We start from the raw sequence: 20,078 nt of genomic DNA, 5'->3' as shown, positions 1-20,078 counted from the left end.
ATCGGATCGCGATCAGGCATCAAACACAGAAGGAAGTGCGCGCGGCGCACGGTCCAGCCAGTCAGGAACCGGAAGCGCCTTGCTGCGCAGGAAATCGGGGTTGAACAGTTTGGACTGGTAGCGTGTGCCATAATCACACAGGATCGTCACAATCACATGCCCCGGCCCCATATCGCGGGCCATGCGCACCGCACCGGCCACATTCACACCCGACGATCCCCCCAGACACAGCCCTTCTTCTGCCAGCAGGTCAAAGACATAAGGCAGCGCTTCCTCATCAGGGATCTGCGCGCAGAAATCGGGGGTGAAACCGTCCAGATTCGCGGTGATGCGCCCCTGCCCGATCCCTTCGGTAATGGACCCGCCTTCGGATTTGAATTCGCCGCTGGTGTAGAAACTGTACAACGCCGCCCCCATAGGGTCCGCAAGGCCGATTTTCACGCCTTTGGGCTGCAACGCCTGCGCAACACCGGCCAGTGTTCCACCAGACCCTACGGCGCAAATAAACCCGTCCACGCGCCCGTCGGTCTGCGCCCAGATTTCCGGCGCGGTGGTTTCGACATGGGCCTGACGATTGGCTATATTGTCGAACTGGTTGGCCCAGATCGCGCCATTCGGTTCGGTTTTGGCAAGCGCTTCGGCCAGACGACCGGAATAGCGCACATAATTATTGGGGTTGCGATAGGGGGCTGCCGGAACCTCGACCAGTTCGGCACCCGCCAGACGCAGCATGTCCTTCTTTTCCTGACTTTGCGTTTCAGGAATGACAATCACCGTGCGGAACCCCATCGACGCCCCCACAAGCGCCAGCCCGATGCCGGTGTTTCCTGCCGTGCCTTCGACAATCGTGCCGCCCGGTTTCAGCGCCCCGCGTGCAACTGCATCACGGATGATATACAGCGCTGCGCGATCCTTGACCGACTGGCCGGGGTTCAGAAATTCCGCCTTTCCAAGGATTTCACATCCTGTCGCATCACTGGCTTTATTCAGCCGGATCAACGGCGTGTTTCCAATAGCCTCTGCGAGGTTTGCGTGGCGCTTCATCAAGGTTCTCCAGAATTCAGGGCGGTGGACGCCAATGCGCGGCGCAGTATCCGGCCCTTGGCCAAACTACAGCGCGACGCTGTCAAATCCGCCCGTAACGCTTTGCGGTTCGGGCGTAAAGCCATAGGCCGAAACTACCAAGCAAAAGTGATGCGATATATTCAAGCGGGCTGATGGTCATTGCTTGCAGGTCACCTTGCACAAGTGCCAGAACGGCCCATGCAAATGCGACCAGACTAGCCAGAAAGGACAGGGCCAGCACCAATACCGACGCACGGTCCCCCAACAGCAGCAACACCGCGCCCAGCAATCCCAGCCAGATCCCCAAGGTCACAGCGAAGGACGACCAGTCCGGCAATGCTGTCAGAAACTCCCCCAGACCCATTGATGCAGGCAATACAACCAATGCACCCAGCCCGTCATAGCGCGCGACCACATATTCCAATGCCAGCAATGCAAAACAGGCCGTCCCGACGACACCGAACACCGTTACCAAAACACCCCGCGCCCGTTTTTCCGCCATAATACACTCCTGCAACTATTTGGTGCAGATTGCCTTGGGACGCAGTCGGTGTCCACCCCCAAGGGCGAAGGGCACAGGCCCCCGCCTATATAAATATCGCAGGCAGCAGACCTGCTGTCACCTGCCAGAAAGGCAGACCCTACAGGAAAAGGCAGCGATCCGGAAATGTGAACCGGCCTTGCGGCTTCGCCCTTCGCACCGGCGACAGCCTGTCGCGAGTATGCCAAGAAAAATGCCCTGCGAGAATGTCAGCAGGGCATAATTTCACACATATTCCGTCGGTGTTCAGGCCGCCAGAAGGGCCCGCACCTCGTTTTCCTTCAATGTCATACGCGCAGCGACATAGGCATCCTGCCCCGAGATGCTGGACAATTCGGGAAACAGGGCCAGCAATTCGGCGCGCTGCATGTCATCCATACCACCCAGTGTTTTCTGGCCGGGCTGGAAACTTTCACTCCACGCGCCTTCGCCACGAATAATCTGATGGCTGTTGAACATGACATGCACATAGGTCACGGCAATCGTGTCCCGCTCGATCCCCCGCTGACCGACCAGATGGATTGCAGGAACAAGGACTTCATGCTCGCCAAACAGCAATTCCGCATGATGTCCGGTAATCAACACGCGGTGCCATGGCGACACACGCAGATCACGCTGCGGCATACCATTGCCAAGTGCACCGGCGCGAATGATCACCGCATTATAATCGGGGTTTTCCGCCAGTTCATCTTCGCTTAGGGCGCGCGTGCCTGACCAGACGACAGGCATATACCCGTTGTCACGCGTCATCACCAGATCGCCCGCCTTGATCTGTTCTACCGGCTTGCGCCCCTCGGCGGTGTCAATCAGTGTGCCTGCAACGAAACAGGGGATTGTGACATCGTCATCATCGCCCAGTTTGTTTTCGCCGTCGGTGCCTTCGGTAATCGCCGTTTCAACCGTCGGTACGGATGCAACCTCGATGGACTGGATGTCACCGGGCAACCATTCTTCATCTGCGTTGAACCGGTCACTTGGCGACACGAAGAACAGTTGTGAACCATCTTCTGCGGTCAGGGTAAAACCGATTGTCTGGCCGAATTGGGTGAACGACTCGCCGGTGTCGGGGTCTATTTTCGTGAAGCCCCCCCAGAAATTATAGATATCGCCGATCTGATACTCGACACCATCAATCACCGTTGTCGAGCCGACAGGGATAGACTGGTCAACCGTGCCTTCAGGCCGTTCGAATTCGACGCCGTCAAGAACTTCTTGCAGGTCCGATTGCGCCAGATCGGGATCAAAATTGAATACCGTGCCAAGGCTGTCCGCGTCGACGCCGGACCCACCCAGCCTGATCAGGTCATTGATTGTCACCGACATTGTTTCTCACCCTCATACCGCACATTGCCATCATTGTCCGAACGCTGTTTCATGCCAAAGTTGGATGAAACAAATATTAACGCAACGACAAAAGGCTAACGTGCATACTACCCGTTAAGTTTCAGCCCTACACCCATATTATGGCAATATAGCGGCAATAATTGGTGATACAAATCTAAAATCAATAGGATAAGACCTATTGCGTCGACAAAAGATCGCAAAAATGGCGATTGTTGCGAAATGCAAAACGCTGCACCGCGCATATTCGGGTTCTGCCGAAACCACTTATACCGGCTTCCGGCTGTCCAAAGGTGGAATCAGCCTTGTTCAGCCTGATGTCACACCATAGCACGACAGCAACAGGCGGCGTGTTTGCGACGCCGCCGATCACGTGTTCAGACAATAATGCGCCGATACAGATGCCATGATGCATGGCCCAACACCGGCAATACAACGAATAGCCCCAAGAACATTGGCAGCATTGCCGCAAACAACAACGCGGCAATAATTGCCGCCCATACCGCCATTACCCACAGGTTTTGCATGACCGCCTGAAAGGACGTTATCATTGCGGTGATGAAATCAACTTCCTTGTCCAGCAGCAATGGCAGGCTGATGACCGACAAGGCGAACAACACGGCCGCCATGCTGCCCCCGATGGCCCCGCCCACCAGCAGCATCATAAGCCCCGGTCCCGACATCAGCATGTCGAATGTGGAACTGGTAATCGGGCGCAGGCCGAAGAACAGCGCGAAAATCGTATGCGCGACAAAAACCCAGAACATGAAGGCCAGCATGATGACCATGGCCATGGACGGCACCTGACGGTCGCGCTGCGCGAATACGCATCCTGCCACGGCGCCCCAGTTCAAATCCTTGCCCTGCTCGATCCGGCGGCTGACCTCATACAGACCCGTTGCCGCAAAAGGCGCAATCAGCGGGAACCCAACGGCAATGGGAATGAACCACCAGCTTTGACCAGACGCCAGAAAGACCGCATAGAGCACCAGCCCCCCCAGCACATAGACCAGCGAAAAGGCCAGCCCGAAAAGGGGGGCCTGCGTGAAATCCGACCAGCCCGCCCGCAAGGACGCGCCCAGATCAGCGGTGCTAATAGTCCCCGGTGCGGGTATGCTGGATGGTGGCAAATGCGTGCTTTGGCTGGAATTGTCGATCATAATATCCTCCGTTCCCTGCGGGAAAGGATAAGACTGCGACATTATGTCATGCAAGCAAATTCAACTTGCCGCACTGGCGTTTTCGCCCGACCGCCAGTCTGGCACGCAAGCCGCAGAAATCAATCCGTTGCATTCGCCTCGGCGCGCGATTTGCCCGACACATCCAGCGCAAGTGTGGCCGCCATAAACCCGTCAAGCGCGCCATCCAGAACACCCTGTGTGTCGGATGTTTCATGCGATGTGCGCAAATCCTTCACCATCTGGTAGGGGTGCAGCACATAGGACCGGATCTGGTTGCCCCAGCCCGCATCCCCTTTGGCATCATGCGCCGCCTCAATCGCTTCGGTGCGCTTGCGCAACTCCATTTCATACAGCCGCGATTTCAGCGCGTTCATGGCAATCTCGCGGTTCTGGTGCTGCGATTTCTGGCTGGATGTGGTGACAATGCCCGTCGGGATATGGGTGATCCGCACCGCCGAGTCGGTGGTGTTGACGTGCTGGCCACCCGCACCAGATGACCGGTAGGTGTCAATCCGGATGTCAGACGGGTTGATGTCGATCTCGATATTCTCGTCCACCACCGGATAAACCCAGACCGAACTGAAGGACGTATGCCGCCGCGCCGAGCCGTCAAAGGGCGAGATGCGCACCAGCCGGTGCACACCGGATTCCGATTTCAGCCAGCCATAGGCATTATGGCCCGAAATCTTGTAGGCGACAGACCGGATGCCCGCTTCCTCGCCCGCGCTTTCGGACATCAGTTCAACGGTATAGCCCTTCTTCTCGGCCCAGCGCACATACATGCGCGCCAGCATGGACGCCCAGTCACAGCTTTCGGTGCCGCCTGCGCCGGCGTTGATTTCAAGGAATGTGTCGTTGCTGTCGGCCTCGCCGTTCAGCAGCGCTTCCAGTTCCTTGGCGGCGGCGGATTTGGCAAGTTTGCGCAGTTCTTCTTCGGCTTCGGCCACGACTTCGGTATCGCCTTCGGCCTCGCCCAGCTCGATCAGGCCGATCTGGTCCTCCAGCTCCTGTGCAATGCTGCGATATGTGCCCAGCGCATCGGCCAGCAGGCGGCGGTCGCGCATCAGGGCCTGCGCGCGGGCCGGATCGTTCCACAGGTCGGGATTCTCGGTCATCGCATCGAATTCTTCCAGCCGGTGCGGTGCGGTTTCGATATCCATCCGTTGACCAAGCAAGGCCAGTGATTTGCGGATCGCGTCAATGGTGCTAAGCGTCTCTGCGCGCATGGGTATCGTCCATTCCTGAAGCTGAAGGCTGGGCCTGTCCATAGCGCGACGACGCATCAGGGGCAAGCCACCCGACCTGTCATCATGTTCACAAGCGGGATGTGCGTTCGTGCAACGCCAGCGGTTGCGGTGGTTTCTGGCCTGACGCAGTAGCCCAAGGTGCGGAACAAAGGCCGAAGGCCGCCGCACCATCGGCGGGCTTGGTGCTGAATTGAAGGGTAGCGTCAGCCCAGTTCCGGCCCTTCAGGCTCCCCGCAAAACCAGCCTTTAATACAGCCCCCCTGTCGAGACTGTGCCGAAACTTGCTGCGGGCGCGCTGCTGCCCCCGCCGCCGTCGCTTGTGCGATCATCGGGCAACTGGCCGCGACCTGAATCCTCTCTCTGGAGTTCCTGATAGGATTCGCCGGGTTCAAACATGGGCAAGTCGCCACCCAGCGCGAAACCACCATCGATCATGGCAGCAAGCCCGAAAATCGGCTCCACGCCTTCGCGGAAAAATTCTGCAATCACATTTGCGCCGCTGGCCCCTTCGGGCAGTCGTGCGCCGGAATGGCGGTCGATATTGATGAAATACCCGCCCGATGGCACACGGAACCGGCTGCCACCATATTTCTTGACGGCTTCTTGCATGAATTCGTTGAACACAGGGCCACACATGGTGCCGCCCCCTGCCCCACGACCCAGCGGGCGCGGCTGGTCATAACCGATATAGCACCCTGCAACGATATTGGACGTGTAGCCCACGAACCAGACGTCGCGCGCCTCGTTGGTGGTGCCGGTTTTGCCGGCGGTGGGCACCGGCAGGTTCACGGTGCGCGCTGCGGTGCCGCGCTGCACGACCCCTTCCATCATCGAGGTCAGCTGATATGCGGTTACCGCGTCCATCACACGTTGACGCTGCGATGTGATCCACGGACCGCGCCCTTCGGGCAGGTTCGCTTCGCTGCAATCAACACAGGTGCGCTGGTCATGGCGGTAGATGGTCTGCCCCCAACGGTCCTGCACACGGTCCACAAGGGTGGGTTCCACCCGTTCGCCACCATTGGCAAACATCGCATAGGCAGCCACCATCCGGAACAAGGTGGTTTCCTGACTGCCCAAGGCCGCCGCCAGATATTGCTGCGACCGGTCATAAACCCCGAAGCGTTCGGAATACCCGCCCACCACATCCATACCGATTTCCTGCGCCAGACGCACCGTCATCAGGTTGCGCGACATTTCAATGCCTGTGCGCACAGGTGTCGGGCCATAGAACTGGTTGCTGGCATTGGTGGGCCGCCAGATGCCTTGCACGGTCTCCACCTCGATCGGTGCATCGATGACGATTGTGGCGGGCGTGAACCCGCTGTCCAGCGCTGCGGCATAGACGAACGGCTTGAACGCCGAACCGGGCTGGCGCTGCGCCTGCGTGGCACGGTTGAACACTGAATCCTCGTAGGAGAAGCCGCCCTGCATGGCAATGACGCGGCCTGTGTTGACGTCCATCGCCATCAACCCGCCCTGCACTTCCGGCACTTGCCGCAGGGACCAGCGCTGGAACGCGCCCGAATTGTCGCGCACGCGGCGCACATGCACCACATCGCCGACCGACAGGTTGTCCGACAGGGACCCGCGCGCCCAATTTATGTCAGGACGATCCACGACATGCGGCGCATCCTGATCGGCGGGCACATCCTCGATACCAAGCCGCACCTGATCGGGCGAGGCTTCGAGCACGACAGCAGGATACCAACGCCCGCCAAGGGTAATGTCGCGCGCAATCTCGACCCGCGCCAGTGCTGCGCGCCATGTTTCCTCATTCGCCAGATCTTCAGCCTCCAGCCGTTCACCGCTGGGGCGCAGCTGGCCGCGGTTGCGGTCGTAGTTTTCCAGCGCCCGTTGCAGCGCATGGGCGGCATGGGTCTGCATTTCGGGGTCAATCGTGGCGCGAATGCTCAAGCCACCGGTAAAAAATTCTTCCTCGCCAAAGGTACCCGAAAGCTGGCGGCGCACTTCGTCGGTGAAATAGTCGCGCGGCGGGATGCTTTCGCGCGGGCTGGAAAAATCACCTGATTGCACGGTCAACAGTGGCAAATCGCGCGCTTGGTCATGCTGTTCGCGCGAAATATAGCCATTGCGCAACATTTCCCCCAACACATAATTCCGGCGCGCGGTCACGCGGTCACGGTTGCGCACGGGGTGGTAATTCGACGGGGCTTGCGGCAGGGCCGCCAGAAATGCCGCTTCGTGCAGTTCCAATTCGTCCAGCGTCTTGTTGAAATAGGTCTGCGCGGCGGCTGTCACACCATAGGAATTCTGGCCCAGAAAAATTTCATTCAGGTAAAGCTCCAGAATCTGGTCCTTGGTCAGCGTGCCTTCCACACGCGATGCAAGGATCAGTTCCTTGATCTTGCGTTCGCCCGTGCGGTCGCCCGACAACAGGAAATTCTTCATCACCTGCTGCGTGATCGTGGACGCCCCGCGCACATTCTGCCCCCGAGAGGCGACGGCCTCATAGCCAGCGACCGCGATCGCGCGCGGATCAAAACCCGCATGCACATAAAAGTTCCGGTCCTCTGCGCTGATGAAGGCATTTTTCACCAGTTCGGGAATATCCGCCACAGGGGTAAAAAGCCGCCGTTCAATCGCGAATTCGTCAATCAGGCGCCCCTCACCGGAATAGATGCGGCTGATCGTCGGCGGGCTGTAATTTGCCAGCTGTTCATGACTGGGCAGGTCCTGCCCATACATCCAGAACACACCGCCGATGGCAAGCGCAACAAAGAAGACAGCGGTAATGATAAAGCTGAACAAACCGCCGAAAAATGAAAGAATCGCTCGCAGCACGCGTAACCCCTTGCAACAGATGTTGGGCTTATACGCGCATTCCTGCGGCAGGTCAAAAACCGGCGCTTCACGTTTTCGGGTTTCCGCGACGGTGCGGACAGGGCGTGTCCTGCACCGCTACTGGCGGCGCAAAACGCCTTGCGCCTGATCCTCAAGCAACCACATCTCGATGGCATCCGCGATGGCACCGGCCATGCGCGACGTCCATTCAGGGTCGCGCAGGTTGGCCAGATCGCGCGGGCTGGACATGAACCCCAGTTCCATCAGAACCGACGGCATATCCGGCGCGCGCAATACGCTGAACGCACCGGCCTGAACGGGGCGGCGGTGCAGCCGCAAGCCCGCATCCGAAATCCGGCTGACCAGAGCATCCGCCAATGTCCGCGAACGCGGCGCTGTGTCCTGCCATGCAACCGACATCAGCACACGCGCGATTTCATCGGTATTGCGCGCAAGGTCCACACCGGCCAGCAAATCGGCACGGTCATGGCGTTCGGCAAGATAGGACGCGGCGGCATCCCCCTCATCCTCGCCCAGCAGATAGACGACTGTACCCGTGGCCAGACCTTCCGGAAGCGCATCGGCATGCAGGGAAATAAACAGGTCTGCCCCCGCCGCCCGTGCCGCCCTGATCCGCCCGTCCAGCGACACGAATATATCGTCATCGCGTGTCATCGCGACATCCACCTGACCACGGCGCAGCAATTCCTCGCGCAGGATACGCGCGAAGGTCAGCACAAGGTCTGCCTCGCGAATGCCATCGCGCTGTGCGCCCGGATCGATACCGCCATGGCCGGGGTCCAGCATGACAACCGGTTTGCGGCGCGTATCCGGAACCGCGTTTGCGTCATTGGGGGCCTGCGCGTGCAGCAATCCGGCGGGGTTGCGCGCGACAAAGACCTGTTCATCCGTGGCGCGCTGCTCGAACGCCTCCAGCGGGACGCGCGACAATTCCAGATGGATGCGCGCCTGTCCGGTGTCGGGGTCAATGCGCTGTTCCACCTGCTGCGGCAGATACGGGCCTGTCAGGTCCATCACCAGACGCGCCCAGCCGTTTTCCAACGGTCCCGTGCGAATGTCACGCAGCGCATCGCCAGTGTGATCAAACAACGGACCAGCCTGCGCCCAGTCCACCGTGCCCAGATCCAGAACCAGACGCGGCGGCATCATCAGCATGCGCACCTGATACGGCACGGCCTGCGTAAGCGCCAGTTCCAGCGTGATCGTGTTCATACTGGCCTGAAGCGCGGACCCTTCGGGCAGGATACGCGCTTGGGCAAGCAACCTGTTTTGCGCCTGCACCGGCGCGGCGGCCAACATAAGCCCCGCAAGCAGGCACACCGCTAAAGCTGCAAGCCGGCATCGCGAAATTCTGCTGTTGCCTGTATACACTGCCGCGCCCGTATTGTTGCCTGACTTCACCATAACCCTATACCGAACGCTGCCTTTCGCAAATGCCCTGCCCTGCAAGGGCACCGCACAATCGGCCCTGCCGTGATCAATTCTGCGAAAGCGGCGATTTGTCCATGCCCTTTGGGTTGATTCTGGCGGTTTCACAAGGTTTAAGATAGCCAAGTTCAATTATTGGGGTCCGTGCCCGCAAGGCGGCAGGACCAGATTTACAAGGAGTAGCGCATGACCCTTCCCGTGACCGACACCGCCCTGATTGGAACCTGCATGGCGGCAGCGGCCCTTGGGGTTCTGGTATTGTCCAGTGCCGGCGGGTCCGCCCCTTCACAGACACCCGAAGACCAGCAAACAAGCGTTGCCGCACAACCCGACACCGCAGATGCGGCACTGTCGCAACTGGGCGCGCAACCCGTGCCCGATACAGTCGCAGTCGATGCGGAATTCGGTGAAATGGTCCGCAGCTACCTGCTGCAAAATCCCGAAGTCATTTTTGAAGCCGTCGCCGAGTACGAGATGCGCAATACCGCATCGCAGGCCGATATGGACCTTGCGCTGATTGATGCCAATTATGACGAAATCTTCAATGACGGTCATTCATGGGTCGGCGGCAACCCCGATGGCGACCTGACCCTTGTGGAATTCATCGATTACCAATGCGGGTTCTGCAAACGCGCCTATCCCGAAGTGACCAGTTTTCTGGAACAGGACGGCAATGTGCGCCTGATCGTCAAGGAATTCCCGATCCTGGGGCCGGACTCCGAACTGGCATCGCGTTTTGCCATCGCAGTCAAGCAAATGGCGGGTGACGACGCTTACGGCGCGGCGCATTCCGCGCTGATCCAGTATGAAGGGCGCTATACCCCCGAAATGCTGACCGATCTGGCCGAAGATCTGGGCCTTGACGGGGATGACGTTCTTGCCATGCTGAATGATGACGCCATCACTACGATCCTGAGCGAGAACCGCGCGCTGGCACAGCGGCTGCAAATCAGCGGCACGCCCAGCTTCATTATGGAGACCGAGTTTTTGCGCGGGTTTGTTCCTGCGGACACACTTGCGCTGGTTGCGGACAATCTGCGCGACTAGGGCCGTGCCGATATTGTGCTGAACAGGCCCCCGGACCAGTATGGTGCCGGGGGTTTTTCGTGCCACATGCGCGGCAGGACCACGGTCCACCTTGACGCCCCGCTGTTTTGCAGGCACTTCGCGCCCATGCTGCACATAGACGACATTTCATTCTCCATCGACGGTCGGCCCCTGTTTGAAGGGGCTTCGGCCAATATTCCCACAGGCCACAAGGTGGGGCTGGTCGGGCGCAACGGCACGGGCAAGACCACGCTGTTTCGCATGATCCGTGGTGATCTGCCGCTGGAAGGGGGCGCGATCACGCTGCCATCGCGCGCGCGTATCGGGGGTGTCGCACAGGAAGTGCCGTCATCCTCGACATCGCTGCTGGAAACAGTGCTGCAAGCCGACACCGAACGCGCGGCCCTGATGGCCGAGGCCGAAACCACCACCGACCCCGCCCGCATTGCCGCCGTGCAAACCCGCCTTGCCGATATTGACGCATGGTCCGCCGAAGGGCGTGCAAGTTCCATCCTGAAGGGCCTGGGGTTCGACACAGAAGCCCAAGCGCGCCCCTGTTCGGATTTTTCCGGCGGCTGGCGCATGCGCGTTGCGCTGGCAGGCGTGCTGTTTGCGCAACCCGATCTGTTGCTGCTGGATGAACCGACCAACTATCTGGATCTTGAAGGCGCGCTTTGGCTGGAAAGCTATCTGGCGAAATATCCGCACACCGTCATCATCATCAGCCATGATCGGGGTTTGCTGAACCGTGCGGTCAGCCATATTCTGCACCTCGAAGACCGCAAGCTGACGCTTTATGCAGGCAGTTACGACACATTCGCGCGCACCCGCGCCGAACAGCGCGCTGTTCTGGCCGCCGAGGCGCAGAAAGTCTCGCTCAAGCGCGAGCATATGCAGAAATTCGTGGACCGCTTCCGCGCGAAGGCGTCAAAAGCGAAACAAGCGCAGTCGCGGCTGAAAATGCTGGAAAAGCTGACGCCGATTACCCCGCCTTCCGAGGCCGCGCGCCATGTCTTTACCTTTCCCGCACCCGAAGAATTGTCGCCGCCCATTTTGCGGCTGGACGGGGTCGCGGTGGGTTATGGTGGCCCGCCTGTGCTGCGGGGGCTGGAACTGCGCATTGATCAGGATGATCGCATTGCCCTGCTGGGGCGCAATGGCGAAGGCAAATCAACCCTGTCGAAACTGCTGGCGGGCAAGCTGGATGGAAATGGGCAGGTGACACGCGCCAACAAGCTGCGCGTGGGCTATTTTGCCCAGCATCAGGTTGACGAGTTGGAATTGAATGAAACGCCGCTGCAACACCTGCAACGCATGCGCCCTGCGGAGGCGCCGCCGCGCCTGCGCGCGCGGCTGGCAGGTTTCGGGCTGATGGCGGAACAGGCTGAAACAGTGGTTGCGCGGCTGTCCGGCGGGCAGAAGGCGCGGCTGTCGCTGCTGCTGGCCACGCTGGATGCGCCGCATATGCTGATTCTGGACGAACCCACGAACCACCTTGATATCGAATCGCGCGAGGCCCTGGTCGAGGCGCTGACCCACTATACCGGCGCGGTTGTTCTGGTCAGCCATGACATGCATCTGCTGTCCTTGGTGGCCGACCGGCTGTGGCTGGTATCGGGCGGCAAGGTCACCCCCTATGAGGGGGATCTGGAAACATATCGCGGTTTCCTGTTGTCCAATGACGACAAACCCGCACGCGAAAAGCCCAGCGCGCCCAAGCCCAAACGCGCCAGCCGCGAGGATATTTCAAACCTGCGCAGCGAATTGCGCAAGGCCGAGGCCCGTATCGAGAAGCTGGAAGACATGCGCAGCAAGCTGGCCACGAAACTGGCTGACACGGAATTGTATGAACAGGGCCGCGAAGGCGATCTGGGTGTATGGCAACGCAAATATGCCGAAGTGATGGACGCGCTGGACCGCGCTGAAACCATGTGGGTGGCAGCACAGGAAGCGCTGGACGGGGCACAGAACGCATGACGGGTGTGGGGCCGCGCGCCCCGAAAATGCCGGTGCCCCGCATTCGGTTTAGCCAATCATCATATTGTCTTTGCCTATTTCGTCATAGCGGCGCTGCATCCGCTGCAACGCGATGCGCAGAACAATCTTGCCGGAACGCGCCGACCATCCCAGCGCGTTTTCCGCAGATTCCACCCCTTCAAGATAGCAGCAGCACCGCAAGGCGATATCCCCCAATCCCGGCCCCAGATCCCGCAACACGTCCAGAACACGCAGACGCGCGGCGCGGGTTCCGGGTTTGGCAATATTCGCGCTGCGCAGCCTGCGCCCCTCAAGCGATAGGACAAATTTGTCTGCCGGTTCCAATGGCATCAGATCCAGCTGCGCCATGACAAAATCCTCTCGCAGCCGTTCTGCGGCGCAAACCAGCTCTGGCGACAGGAACAGCTGCCCGTTTTTTTCACGGCGGCGTGCAAGAATGCTGATGGGGCTTTCGGCCTGCCCGTAGCGTACGCGCCGTCCGGCATTGCTGTCGTCACTGGTGGGGGCATAGGGTTCATTTGCCCCCAGCGCGCGCAAGGCCGCCTCGCCGGTGGGGGTGATGCTGTAGCACGACACCCGCCCCGCGCGCGAGCAACTGATCCAGTCGCGCAGCGCCATGACTTCGGCCACGTCCCTGTCAAGCACGGCAATACGGGTCGTGCCAACACCGGCAGTTTCCAGCATGACCACGGCCTTGGGCATATCCGGCGCAACCACCAGCACAGCACCCGGTGTTTTCAGATGATGCAGCACTGCGATCGCTTCAGAATTGTCCCCGCAATCGGACACGGTGACAGCATTCAGGCGGGGTTGGGCAGGCTTCATAACAGGGTCCCTTCGATATATACTGGGCATCTGGCGGCGCATGACAGCATCCAGACGGCTAAGGGCTTCATCGACAAGCGGATCATCGCGGCGGTTTTCAAACCTGCGCACCTGCCGCATGATTGTGGACGCATGACACCCCCGTCTGCGTGCAAGGGCACGCAAGGACATGCCCCCCGCAGTGTGCGACAGGTATACTCTGGCCCCCTCGGGAACCCAGTCGGGCAGCATATCAGGGTCTGGCGCAGTATCTGGTGCAGGCTGGCAAGGCGTTGCTCTCATCAGGATCAGGCTCCTTTTCACCTTACCACCTAAGATTGCATTGGTTACCGATTCCTAAACAATCGGGGTGCCCCTGATCATGCCGCTGAAACAATAAATCCCGCTGAACGCATCGAACGCTGCCAAATACACTGGCGCAACACCCTTGGTTTTCGTGCCAATATGGCAGCATTGAAGCCAAGGGAGTTTTAAAATGAAATCATTGCGCAGCAGTCTGGAAACGACAATCCGACCTCGCCTTTTGGTTGTGGCGGCGCGGTATGCCATGGGCGATTATGATCGCGGCACCATGCTTCCCAAACTGCTTGGCCTGCCATCGGCGGCAGCCCTGCCCGCGCTTGACGACGCCTTGCAACGCCTGACCTTGATCGAGGCGCTGATGGATCAGGCCCGGCGCAGGCACGAGGCAAGCTGGCGCGCGGCAGATCATGTTCTGGTTATGGCAGCCCTGATGACCGAATCCCGCATGGCACGGCTTACAGCATGTTGCTCAAAAGTGGGAACCGGTTTTGAGCTTCTCGAATATGCAAAGCCAATAAGTTAGAGCGTGTCGCGTGAATACGAATGAACGCGACGCGCTCCAGGACCGCGTTTTCAATGCACGACATATGCGTTTCATAAGGGCAGATACAGACCAGCCCGAACAGAGGCCACAGCGCGGCTTCCTGCCCGTCAGCTTTGTTGCTGCGGTTCGGGAACAGCGGCTGCGTTCACCGCATCAAGCGCCATGTCCAGAACCTCGGTGCCGGCCCCTGCACGATGCGCATTTTCCGACAGGATTCTGCGCCAGACACGCGCACCCGGCTTGCCCGCGAACAGCCCCAGCATGTGGCGCGTTATGCTGGCCAGCCGCACACCTTCGGAAAGTTCGCGCAGGATATAGGGGCGCATGGCCTGAACTGCCTCGAACGGGTCACGCCCCCCTGACATGTCGCCGAACACAATGCGATCAGCGTCTTGCAGAATATCGGCGGGACGCTGATAGGCAGCCCGCCCGATCATCACCCCATCCAGTCCCTGGTCCAGCAATCCCGCTGCCTGCGCAAGCGATGTCACACCACCATTGATCGATATATGCATCTGCGGAAATGCGGCTTTCATCGCCAGCACAAGCGGGTAATCAAGCGGCGGAATTTCGCGGTTATCCTTGGGCGACAACCCTTGCAACCACGCTTTGCGGGCATGGATAATCACGCGCCGCACCCCGGCCTGAGACAGCGTTTCCAGAAATGCGGGCAAAATCTCCTCGGGGACCTGCGCATCCACGCCAATGCGGCATTTCACTGTCACCTCGGCGGGGGATGCGGCAATCATTGCCGCACATATGTCACCCACAAGTGCCGGATGCTCCATCAGCACCGCGCCGAAACTGCCCGACTGCACCCTGTCGGACGGGCAACCGCAATTCAGGTTGATTTCACGATATCCGGCCTGCCAGCCAAGCGCGGCCGCCTGCGCAAGTTCATCCGCGTCCGACCCGCCAAGTTGCAGTGCAACAGGCTGTTCTGCCGGATCATGGCGCAGCAAATGCAATGCCCCGCCACGCACCAGGGCGGGCGCAGTCACCATTTCGGTATACAAAAGCGTATGCCGGGACAAAAGCCTGTGGAAAAACCTGCAATGCCGGTCCGTCCAATCCATCATCGGCGCAACGGATAATCTGGCATGTTGAGTGAGTTGCATCTGGTCTATCTTCACATTCCTTGCGGGCACCGGACACCACCAGCCGAGCTGCGCGTGATCCTGCGGTTTTGTCACGCATCACATAGTCGATATATACGCTTGAGGCAAACCACCGCAGCGCAATCGCGGATGATCTGCGCAGGCAGGGCTTCCATTTTCTGGCCTGACATGGCACGACATCGGCAGATCACAGGGAAGGCTTGCCGAATGACATCCGCGTATATACCCGTCGCCCGCATGCGCCGCCTGCGCCGGACCCGCGCCTTGCGCGAAATGGTGCAGGAAAACGCACTGTCCCCGCGTGACCTGATCTGGCCGGTTTTCATCCGCGATGGCACCGCTGTCGCGGAACCGATTGCATCCCTGCCCGGCGTCGATCGCCTGTCGCTGGACAAGCTGTTGCCCGCGGCCGAGAAGGCCCACAAACTTGGCATTCCCGCGATTTGCCTGTTTCCCTATACAGATCAAGCCTTGCGCACCGAAACCTGTGATGAAGCGTGGAACCCCGAGAACCTGACCAATCGTGCAATCCGAATGCTGAAGGCGGAATTTCCCGAATTGATGGTCATGACCGACATAGCGCTGGACCCCTATAACGCGAACGGGCATGACGGGTTCGTCGTGAATGGCGAGATCGTCAATGACGAAACTGTTGAAGCGCTGGTCAAGATGGGACTGGCGCAAGCGGATGCAGGTGCCGATATCCTTGGGCCGTCGGACATGATGGACGGGCGCATCGGCGCCCTGCGTCATGCACTGGAAACACAGGGGCACAAGGACGTGGCCATCCTGTCTTATGCTGCAAAATTTGCCAGCGCGTTCTATGGCCCCTTCCGCGATGCAGTAGGCGCATCAGGGCGTCTGGTGGGCGACAAGGCGACCTATCAGATCAACCCGGCCAACCGCGAGGAGGCCCTGCGCTGCGTTGCCCGCGATCTGGAAGAAGGCGCGGATATGGTCATGGTGAAACCCGGCATGCCCTATCTGGACATTTGCCGCGCCGTCAAGGACCAGTTCGGCCAGCCCACATTCGCCTATCAGGTTTCAGGGGAATACGCGATGCTGATGGCCGCTGCGCAGAATGGCTGGCTGGACGGCGACAAGGTTATGCTTGAAAGTCTGATGGCCTTCAAACGCGCTGGCTGCGACGGGGTCCTGACCTATTTCGCGCCGCGCGTGGCCGAAGCCTTGTCACAATAGCCAGAGCGGCAGGCAGGACTACGCGCAAATGCAGGTTTGCAAGCCGCAAACTGGTGACAAACCGCCATTTTCGCCCTATTATCGCGAACATAATACGGCGCAGGGCAACTGCGCGATAACAGGCGCCCAAGACGGGCAAGAACAAAAGGCAAACAGAGCAATGAAACAAATCAACCGCCGAAGCGTGATCCTTGGCACGGGTGCCGTGTCCCTGCTGGCCGCATGTGGCAACCCGGTCGGGGGCCAAGGGGCCGATGTGCTGGATGCCCGCGTGGACACCGCCCGCGACTTTCTGCGCAACACCTATCCGTCCCTGAATGAGCTGTTCCAGAATGCGCGCGGCATCCTGTATATTCCTGTCGTGACCGAGGCCGGCCTGTTCGTCGGCGGGGCCTACGGGCGCGGCGCGCTGCGCATTGACGACATGACAGTCGATTACTATTCCGCCACGCGGGCCAGCTTCGGGCTGCAAGCTGGCGCACAGCAATACGCACATGCCCTGTTTTTCATGACCGAACAGGCCCTGCAAGATTTCCGCATGTCGGAAGGATGGGCCGCAAGTGCCGATCTGCGCTACGCAACCCCGTCACAGGGCGGGTCCATGGGGGCCGAAACCACCACCCAGTTTGCCCCTGTCATCGCGGTTGTTTTCGGGCAATCCGGCATGCTGGCAGGCGCGTCACTCGCTGGCGTCCGCTATGCGCGTATCATCCCGTGATCGGATAACACCCATCTGTCTCTGCCCGCATATGTTCGCAAGTCGCCATATGCGGGCATGGACGCTGTGTTCTGACACAAACCCGCCCCACAGTGCGAAGAGGTAATTCAGTGGCGATAGGACGACACATCGCCACCGGGCCGGATTGCGCCTGCAGAATTGCGCAACAACCCCAGGATAAAGAAACTGCCTTATCTTGTTGGTTTTGAATAACTTCTTCAGGCTTTCAGATCAGCCAGATCCTGCGGTGTTCCGAAATTCCGCGTCTGCGCTGTTTTGGCAATACGCTTGATCATACCGGAAAGCGCCTTGCCTGCGCCGATCTCCCAAAACTCTGTCACGCCATTCTCGGCCATCCATGCGACCGACTCGCGCCACCGGACCGACCCGGTCACCTGCGCAACCAACAAGTTGCGAATCTCTTCGGGGTCCTGAACCGGTTCGGCCCGCACATTGGCAACCAAGGGAACTCTGGGCGCTTGCAGCGCGACATCTGCCAGCGCCTCTGCCATACGGTCTGCGGCAGGTTGCATCAACGCGCAGTGGAAGGGTGCCGAAACCGGCAACAACATCGCACGACGTGCGCCACGCGCCTTGGCAATCTCGACCGCCCGTTCGACCGCATCCTTATGACCGGAAACGACAACCTGTGCGGGGTCATTGTCATTGGCGGCCTGACAGACCTGCCCTTGCGCCGCTTCGGCGGCAACATCAACCACTGTTGCGAAATCCAGCCCCAGAAGGGCAGCCATCGCGCCCTGCCCCACCGGAACGGCGGCCTGCATGGCCTGCCCCCGAATACGCAGCAGCCGCGCGGCATCGGCGATCGTCAGCGCCCCGCTGGCCGCCAGCGCGGAATATTCCCCCAGCGAATGCCCCGCAACAAAGGCCGCATCGGTTATGGCAACCCCCTCGGATTCCATCGCGCGCAGGGCAGCAAGGGACGTGGCCATCAGCGCGGGCTGGGCATTGGCGGTCAGTGTCAGATCGGCAATATCACCGTCCCAGATCAGACTGGACAGCTTTTCGCCCAGCGCCTCATCCACTTCCTGAAATACGGCCATTGCGGCCGGATAGGCCTCGGCCAATGCCTGCCCCATACCAATGGTCTGGGCACCCTGCCCCGGAAAAACGAATGCGCGGCTCATATGGCTCTCCTCGGTCACAAACTGCGCCAGACATGCCGCAATCGCGTCCATTGCGCAAGCACGGCCCGTTTCATCTTGGCAAAAATACTCTCGGGGGGGCGGCCCGCACAGGGCCGCAGGGGGCAGACAGCCCCCCAATGCGCGTGATTAAAAGCCCAGCGCCTTGCGCAGCATGTTCAGCGCCATCAGGATGATGAACACCGCAAAGACCAGTTTCAACGGCTTGGGGTCCATCGCATGGGCCAGTCTGGCACCCAAGGGGGCTGTCATCGTCGTCATCACGACGACAATGGCGAAGGCAGGCAGGTTGACCGCGCCAACCGTCAGCGGCGGCGCATCCGCGACTGGCACAAACAGGAAGGACAGCACCGACGGCACTGCAATCAGAATGCCGAAACCGGCAGCGGTGGCCACGGCGCGATGAATGGGCACACCATAAAGTGTCATCAAGGGCACCCCGAACGACCCGCCGCCAATGCCCATAAGCACCGACAGGAAACCGATCGTGCTGGAAATGACCCCCTTCAGCGGGCCGGTTGGCATGCGATCGCCCAGCCGGAAATCCGCGCGCCCGAATGCAAACCACAGCCCGATCAGCACACCAAGCACGCCGAATATGCCCTGCAACACCACCGAACGCAGCAGTGCCGCCGTCAGCACCCCGATAATGGCACCAATCGCGATGCCCAGCGCCCAACCGCGCAAAATGGGCCATTCCACAGCGCCGCGCTTGTTATGGCTTTGGACCGACCGCGCAGAGGTGACGATGATTGTGGCAAGCGATGTTGCCAGACACACCTGCATCACCTGTGCACCGCCATATCCCAGCGCAGTGAACAGATAGAAGAACGCGGGCACCAGAACGATCCCGCCGCCCACGCCCAGCAACCCCGCAACGATCCCCGCGAAGGCGCCAATGGCGACCAGCAGCGCGGTCAACTGCATCAGCAGCACCGGATCGGCGATCATCCCGCCACCTCGGTGGCGACGGCGCGGATGCGCCCCACCATGGCCCGCACCCCGTTCGAGCGCTGCGACGACAAATGTTCATCCAGCCCCAGCCGCGCCAGTTCGGCCTGTGCGTCAATCTTCAGGACATCCGCCACGGTCTGACCCGCATACAGCGCGTGCAGCACCGCTATCAGGCCGCGCACGATCATCGCATCGCTGTCACCCATGAAATCGAATTTCGCTTGCGGCCCGTCACCGTCCAGCATCGGTTGTATCCAGACCTGACTGGCGCATCCTTCAACGCGGGTTGCAGGCGTTTTCAGCGCATCATCAAGGGCGGGCATGGCGCGGCCAAGGTCGATCACATGGCGATAGCGATCTTCCCAATCGTCCAGAAAATCAAATGTCTCGGCGATATCTTCGAATGCAGGACTTGCCATGGCTGGCCTCTTGGCTGGAACTGGCCCCAGACCTAAGGCGCAAGACGACCGAGGTCCAGCCTGATCGGGCATATAATTGTCGACATCATCGCTTTGCTGCGCATGCTTTGGTTCAGGGGCACTTTTCAAAGCGCTTGAATTAGGCTAACCCGTAACA

The 20,078-nt window shown here is 60.0% G+C and carries 17 protein-coding genes; 5 read left to right on the top strand and 12 right to left on the bottom strand.

All coding sequences use genetic code 11. The annotated features are described in order from the left end of the window. Window positions 1-12: 12 nt before the first annotated feature. The 7 genes from ACTIE1_RS07025 to ACTIE1_RS06995 form a co-directional block, all read right to left on the bottom strand. On the bottom strand, window positions 13-1,044 hold the full coding sequence (locus ACTIE1_RS07025) for a cysteine synthase A (RefSeq protein ID WP_439560962.1): 1,032 nt from the start codon (window positions 1,042-1,044) through the stop codon (window positions 13-15). An 82-nt stretch (window positions 1,045-1,126) separates the two neighbouring features. Then, window positions 1,127-1,567 carry a hypothetical protein gene (locus ACTIE1_RS07020; protein ID WP_439563316.1) on the bottom strand — a complete coding sequence of 147 codons (441 nt, stop codon included), beginning with the start codon at window positions 1,565-1,567 and terminating at the stop codon, window positions 1,127-1,129. Window positions 1,568-1,852: 285 nt separating this feature from the next. Beyond that, on the bottom strand, window positions 1,853-2,929 hold the full coding sequence (locus ACTIE1_RS07015) for a Hint domain-containing protein (RefSeq protein WP_439560964.1): 1,077 nt from the start codon (window positions 2,927-2,929) through the stop codon (window positions 1,853-1,855). A 395-nt stretch (window positions 2,930-3,324) separates the two neighbouring features. Then, complete coding sequence (locus tag ACTIE1_RS07010) at window positions 3,325-4,107, bottom strand: DUF2189 domain-containing protein (RefSeq protein WP_439560965.1); 783 nt, start codon at window positions 4,105-4,107, stop codon at window positions 3,325-3,327. Window positions 4,108-4,226: 119 nt separating this feature from the next. Further along, window positions 4,227-5,354, bottom strand: coding sequence for a peptide chain release factor 2 (prfB, locus tag ACTIE1_RS07005; RefSeq protein ID WP_439560966.1), 1,128 nt, complete (start codon window positions 5,352-5,354; stop codon window positions 4,227-4,229). 267 nt (window positions 5,355-5,621) lie between these two features. Continuing rightward, complete coding sequence (locus tag ACTIE1_RS07000; protein WP_439560967.1) at window positions 5,622-8,180, bottom strand: penicillin-binding protein 1A; 2,559 nt, start codon at window positions 8,178-8,180, stop codon at window positions 5,622-5,624. A gap of 117 nt (window positions 8,181-8,297) precedes the next feature. Continuing rightward, complete coding sequence (locus ACTIE1_RS06995) at window positions 8,298-9,500, bottom strand: N-acetylmuramoyl-L-alanine amidase (protein WP_439560968.1); 1,203 nt, start codon at window positions 9,498-9,500, stop codon at window positions 8,298-8,300. Between the two features lie 315 nt (window positions 9,501-9,815). Between ACTIE1_RS06995 and ACTIE1_RS06990 the strand changes: the two genes are divergently transcribed. Further along, window positions 9,816-10,676, top strand: coding sequence for a DsbA family protein (locus ACTIE1_RS06990; RefSeq protein WP_439560969.1), 861 nt, complete (start codon window positions 9,816-9,818; stop codon window positions 10,674-10,676). Window positions 10,677-10,802: 126 nt separating this feature from the next. Then, complete coding sequence (locus ACTIE1_RS06985; RefSeq protein WP_439560970.1) at window positions 10,803-12,653, top strand: ABC-F family ATP-binding cassette domain-containing protein; 1,851 nt, start codon at window positions 10,803-10,805, stop codon at window positions 12,651-12,653. Window positions 12,654-12,701: 48 nt separating this feature from the next. On the opposite strand, the gene ACTIE1_RS06980 is transcribed toward ACTIE1_RS06985, so the two are convergent. Continuing rightward, window positions 12,702-13,781: a DUF6456 domain-containing protein gene (locus tag ACTIE1_RS06980; RefSeq protein WP_439560971.1), complete on the bottom strand. Its 1,080-nt coding sequence runs from the start codon at window positions 13,779-13,781 to the stop codon at window positions 12,702-12,704. 193 nt (window positions 13,782-13,974) lie between these two features. Between ACTIE1_RS06980 and ACTIE1_RS06975 the strand changes: the two genes are divergently transcribed. After that, window positions 13,975-14,325, top strand: a complete 351-nt coding sequence (locus ACTIE1_RS06975) for a DUF6477 family protein (RefSeq protein WP_439560972.1) — start codon at window positions 13,975-13,977, stop codon at window positions 14,323-14,325. 128 nt (window positions 14,326-14,453) lie between these two features. Here ACTIE1_RS06975 and dusA read toward each other — a convergent pair whose 3' ends face one another. Then, on the bottom strand, window positions 14,454-15,464 hold the full coding sequence (dusA, locus tag ACTIE1_RS06970) for a tRNA dihydrouridine(20/20a) synthase DusA (protein ID WP_439563315.1): 1,011 nt from the start codon (window positions 15,462-15,464) through the stop codon (window positions 14,454-14,456). Between the two features lie 207 nt (window positions 15,465-15,671). Between dusA and hemB the strand changes: the two genes are divergently transcribed. Beyond that, window positions 15,672-16,664 (top strand): porphobilinogen synthase, encoded by a 993-nt coding sequence (gene hemB, locus ACTIE1_RS06965; RefSeq protein ID WP_439560974.1) that lies wholly within the window; start codon window positions 15,672-15,674, stop codon window positions 16,662-16,664. Window positions 16,665-16,824: 160 nt separating this feature from the next. Beyond that, window positions 16,825-17,382, top strand: a complete 558-nt coding sequence (locus tag ACTIE1_RS06960; RefSeq protein WP_439560975.1) for a YSC84-related protein — start codon at window positions 16,825-16,827, stop codon at window positions 17,380-17,382. A 218-nt stretch (window positions 17,383-17,600) separates the two neighbouring features. Here ACTIE1_RS06960 and fabD read toward each other — a convergent pair whose 3' ends face one another. The 3 genes from fabD to ACTIE1_RS06945 all read right to left on the bottom strand — a co-directional run bounded on the left by fabD (window position 17,601) and on the right by ACTIE1_RS06945 (window position 19,921). Continuing rightward, entirely contained in the window at window positions 17,601-18,530 is a 930-nt protein-coding gene (fabD, locus tag ACTIE1_RS06955; RefSeq protein ID WP_439560976.1) for an ACP S-malonyltransferase, read from the bottom strand. A 147-nt stretch (window positions 18,531-18,677) separates the two neighbouring features. Continuing rightward, window positions 18,678-19,499, bottom strand: a complete 822-nt coding sequence (locus ACTIE1_RS06950) for a sulfite exporter TauE/SafE family protein (RefSeq protein ID WP_439560977.1) — start codon at window positions 19,497-19,499, stop codon at window positions 18,678-18,680. After that, window positions 19,496-19,921 (bottom strand): SufE family protein, encoded by a 426-nt coding sequence (locus tag ACTIE1_RS06945; protein WP_439560978.1) that lies wholly within the window; start codon window positions 19,919-19,921, stop codon window positions 19,496-19,498. The genes ACTIE1_RS06950 and ACTIE1_RS06945 overlap by 4 nt, the downstream gene beginning before the upstream one ends. Window positions 19,922-20,078 lie beyond the last annotated feature (157 nt).

Source organism: Roseinatronobacter sp. (genome assembly GCF_051859525.1).
Lineage (GTDB): Bacteria > Pseudomonadota > Alphaproteobacteria > Rhodobacterales > Rhodobacteraceae > Roseinatronobacter.
The sequence above is the reverse complement of the archived record's forward strand: the minus strand, read 5'-3'. Positions and strand labels throughout refer to the sequence as shown.

Bases quoted from the DNA above. Each gene is read 5' to 3' on its own strand.
- ACTIE1_RS07025 (WP_439560962.1), bottom strand. From the start codon at position 1,044: ATGAAGCGCCACGCAAACCTCGCAGAGGCTATTGGAAACACGCCGTTG.
- ACTIE1_RS07020 (WP_439563316.1), bottom strand. From the start codon at position 1,567: ATGGCGGAAAAACGGGCGCGGGGTGTTTTGGTAACGGTGTTCGGTGTC.
- ACTIE1_RS07015 (WP_439560964.1), bottom strand. From the start codon at position 2,929: ATGTCGGTGACAATCAATGACCTGATCAGGCTGGGTGGGTCCGGCGTC.
- ACTIE1_RS07010 (WP_439560965.1), bottom strand. From the start codon at position 4,107: ATGATCGACAATTCCAGCCAAAGCACGCATTTGCCACCATCCAGCATA.
- prfB (WP_439560966.1), bottom strand. From the start codon at position 5,354: ATGCGCGCAGAGACGCTTAGCACCATTGACGCGATCCGCAAATCACTG.
- ACTIE1_RS06995 (WP_439560968.1), bottom strand. From the start codon at position 9,500: ATGTTGGCCGCCGCGCCGGTGCAGGCGCAAAACAGGTTGCTTGCCCAA.
- ACTIE1_RS06990 (WP_439560969.1), top strand. From the start codon at position 9,816: ATGACCCTTCCCGTGACCGACACCGCCCTGATTGGAACCTGCATGGCG.
- ACTIE1_RS06985 (WP_439560970.1), top strand. From the start codon at position 10,803: ATGCTGCACATAGACGACATTTCATTCTCCATCGACGGTCGGCCCCTG.
- ACTIE1_RS06980 (WP_439560971.1), bottom strand. From the start codon at position 13,781: ATGAGAGCAACGCCTTGCCAGCCTGCACCAGATACTGCGCCAGACCCT.
- ACTIE1_RS06975 (WP_439560972.1), top strand. From the start codon at position 13,975: ATGAAATCATTGCGCAGCAGTCTGGAAACGACAATCCGACCTCGCCTT.
- dusA (WP_439563315.1), bottom strand. From the start codon at position 15,464: ATGCAACTCACTCAACATGCCAGATTATCCGTTGCGCCGATGATGGAT.
- hemB (WP_439560974.1), top strand. From the start codon at position 15,672: ATGACATCCGCGTATATACCCGTCGCCCGCATGCGCCGCCTGCGCCGG.
- ACTIE1_RS06960 (WP_439560975.1), top strand. From the start codon at position 16,825: ATGAAACAAATCAACCGCCGAAGCGTGATCCTTGGCACGGGTGCCGTG.
- fabD (WP_439560976.1), bottom strand. From the start codon at position 18,530: ATGAGCCGCGCATTCGTTTTTCCGGGGCAGGGTGCCCAGACCATTGGT.
- ACTIE1_RS06950 (WP_439560977.1), bottom strand. From the start codon at position 19,499: ATGATCGCCGATCCGGTGCTGCTGATGCAGTTGACCGCGCTGCTGGTC.
- ACTIE1_RS06945 (WP_439560978.1), bottom strand. From the start codon at position 19,921: ATGGCAAGTCCTGCATTCGAAGATATCGCCGAGACATTTGATTTTCTG.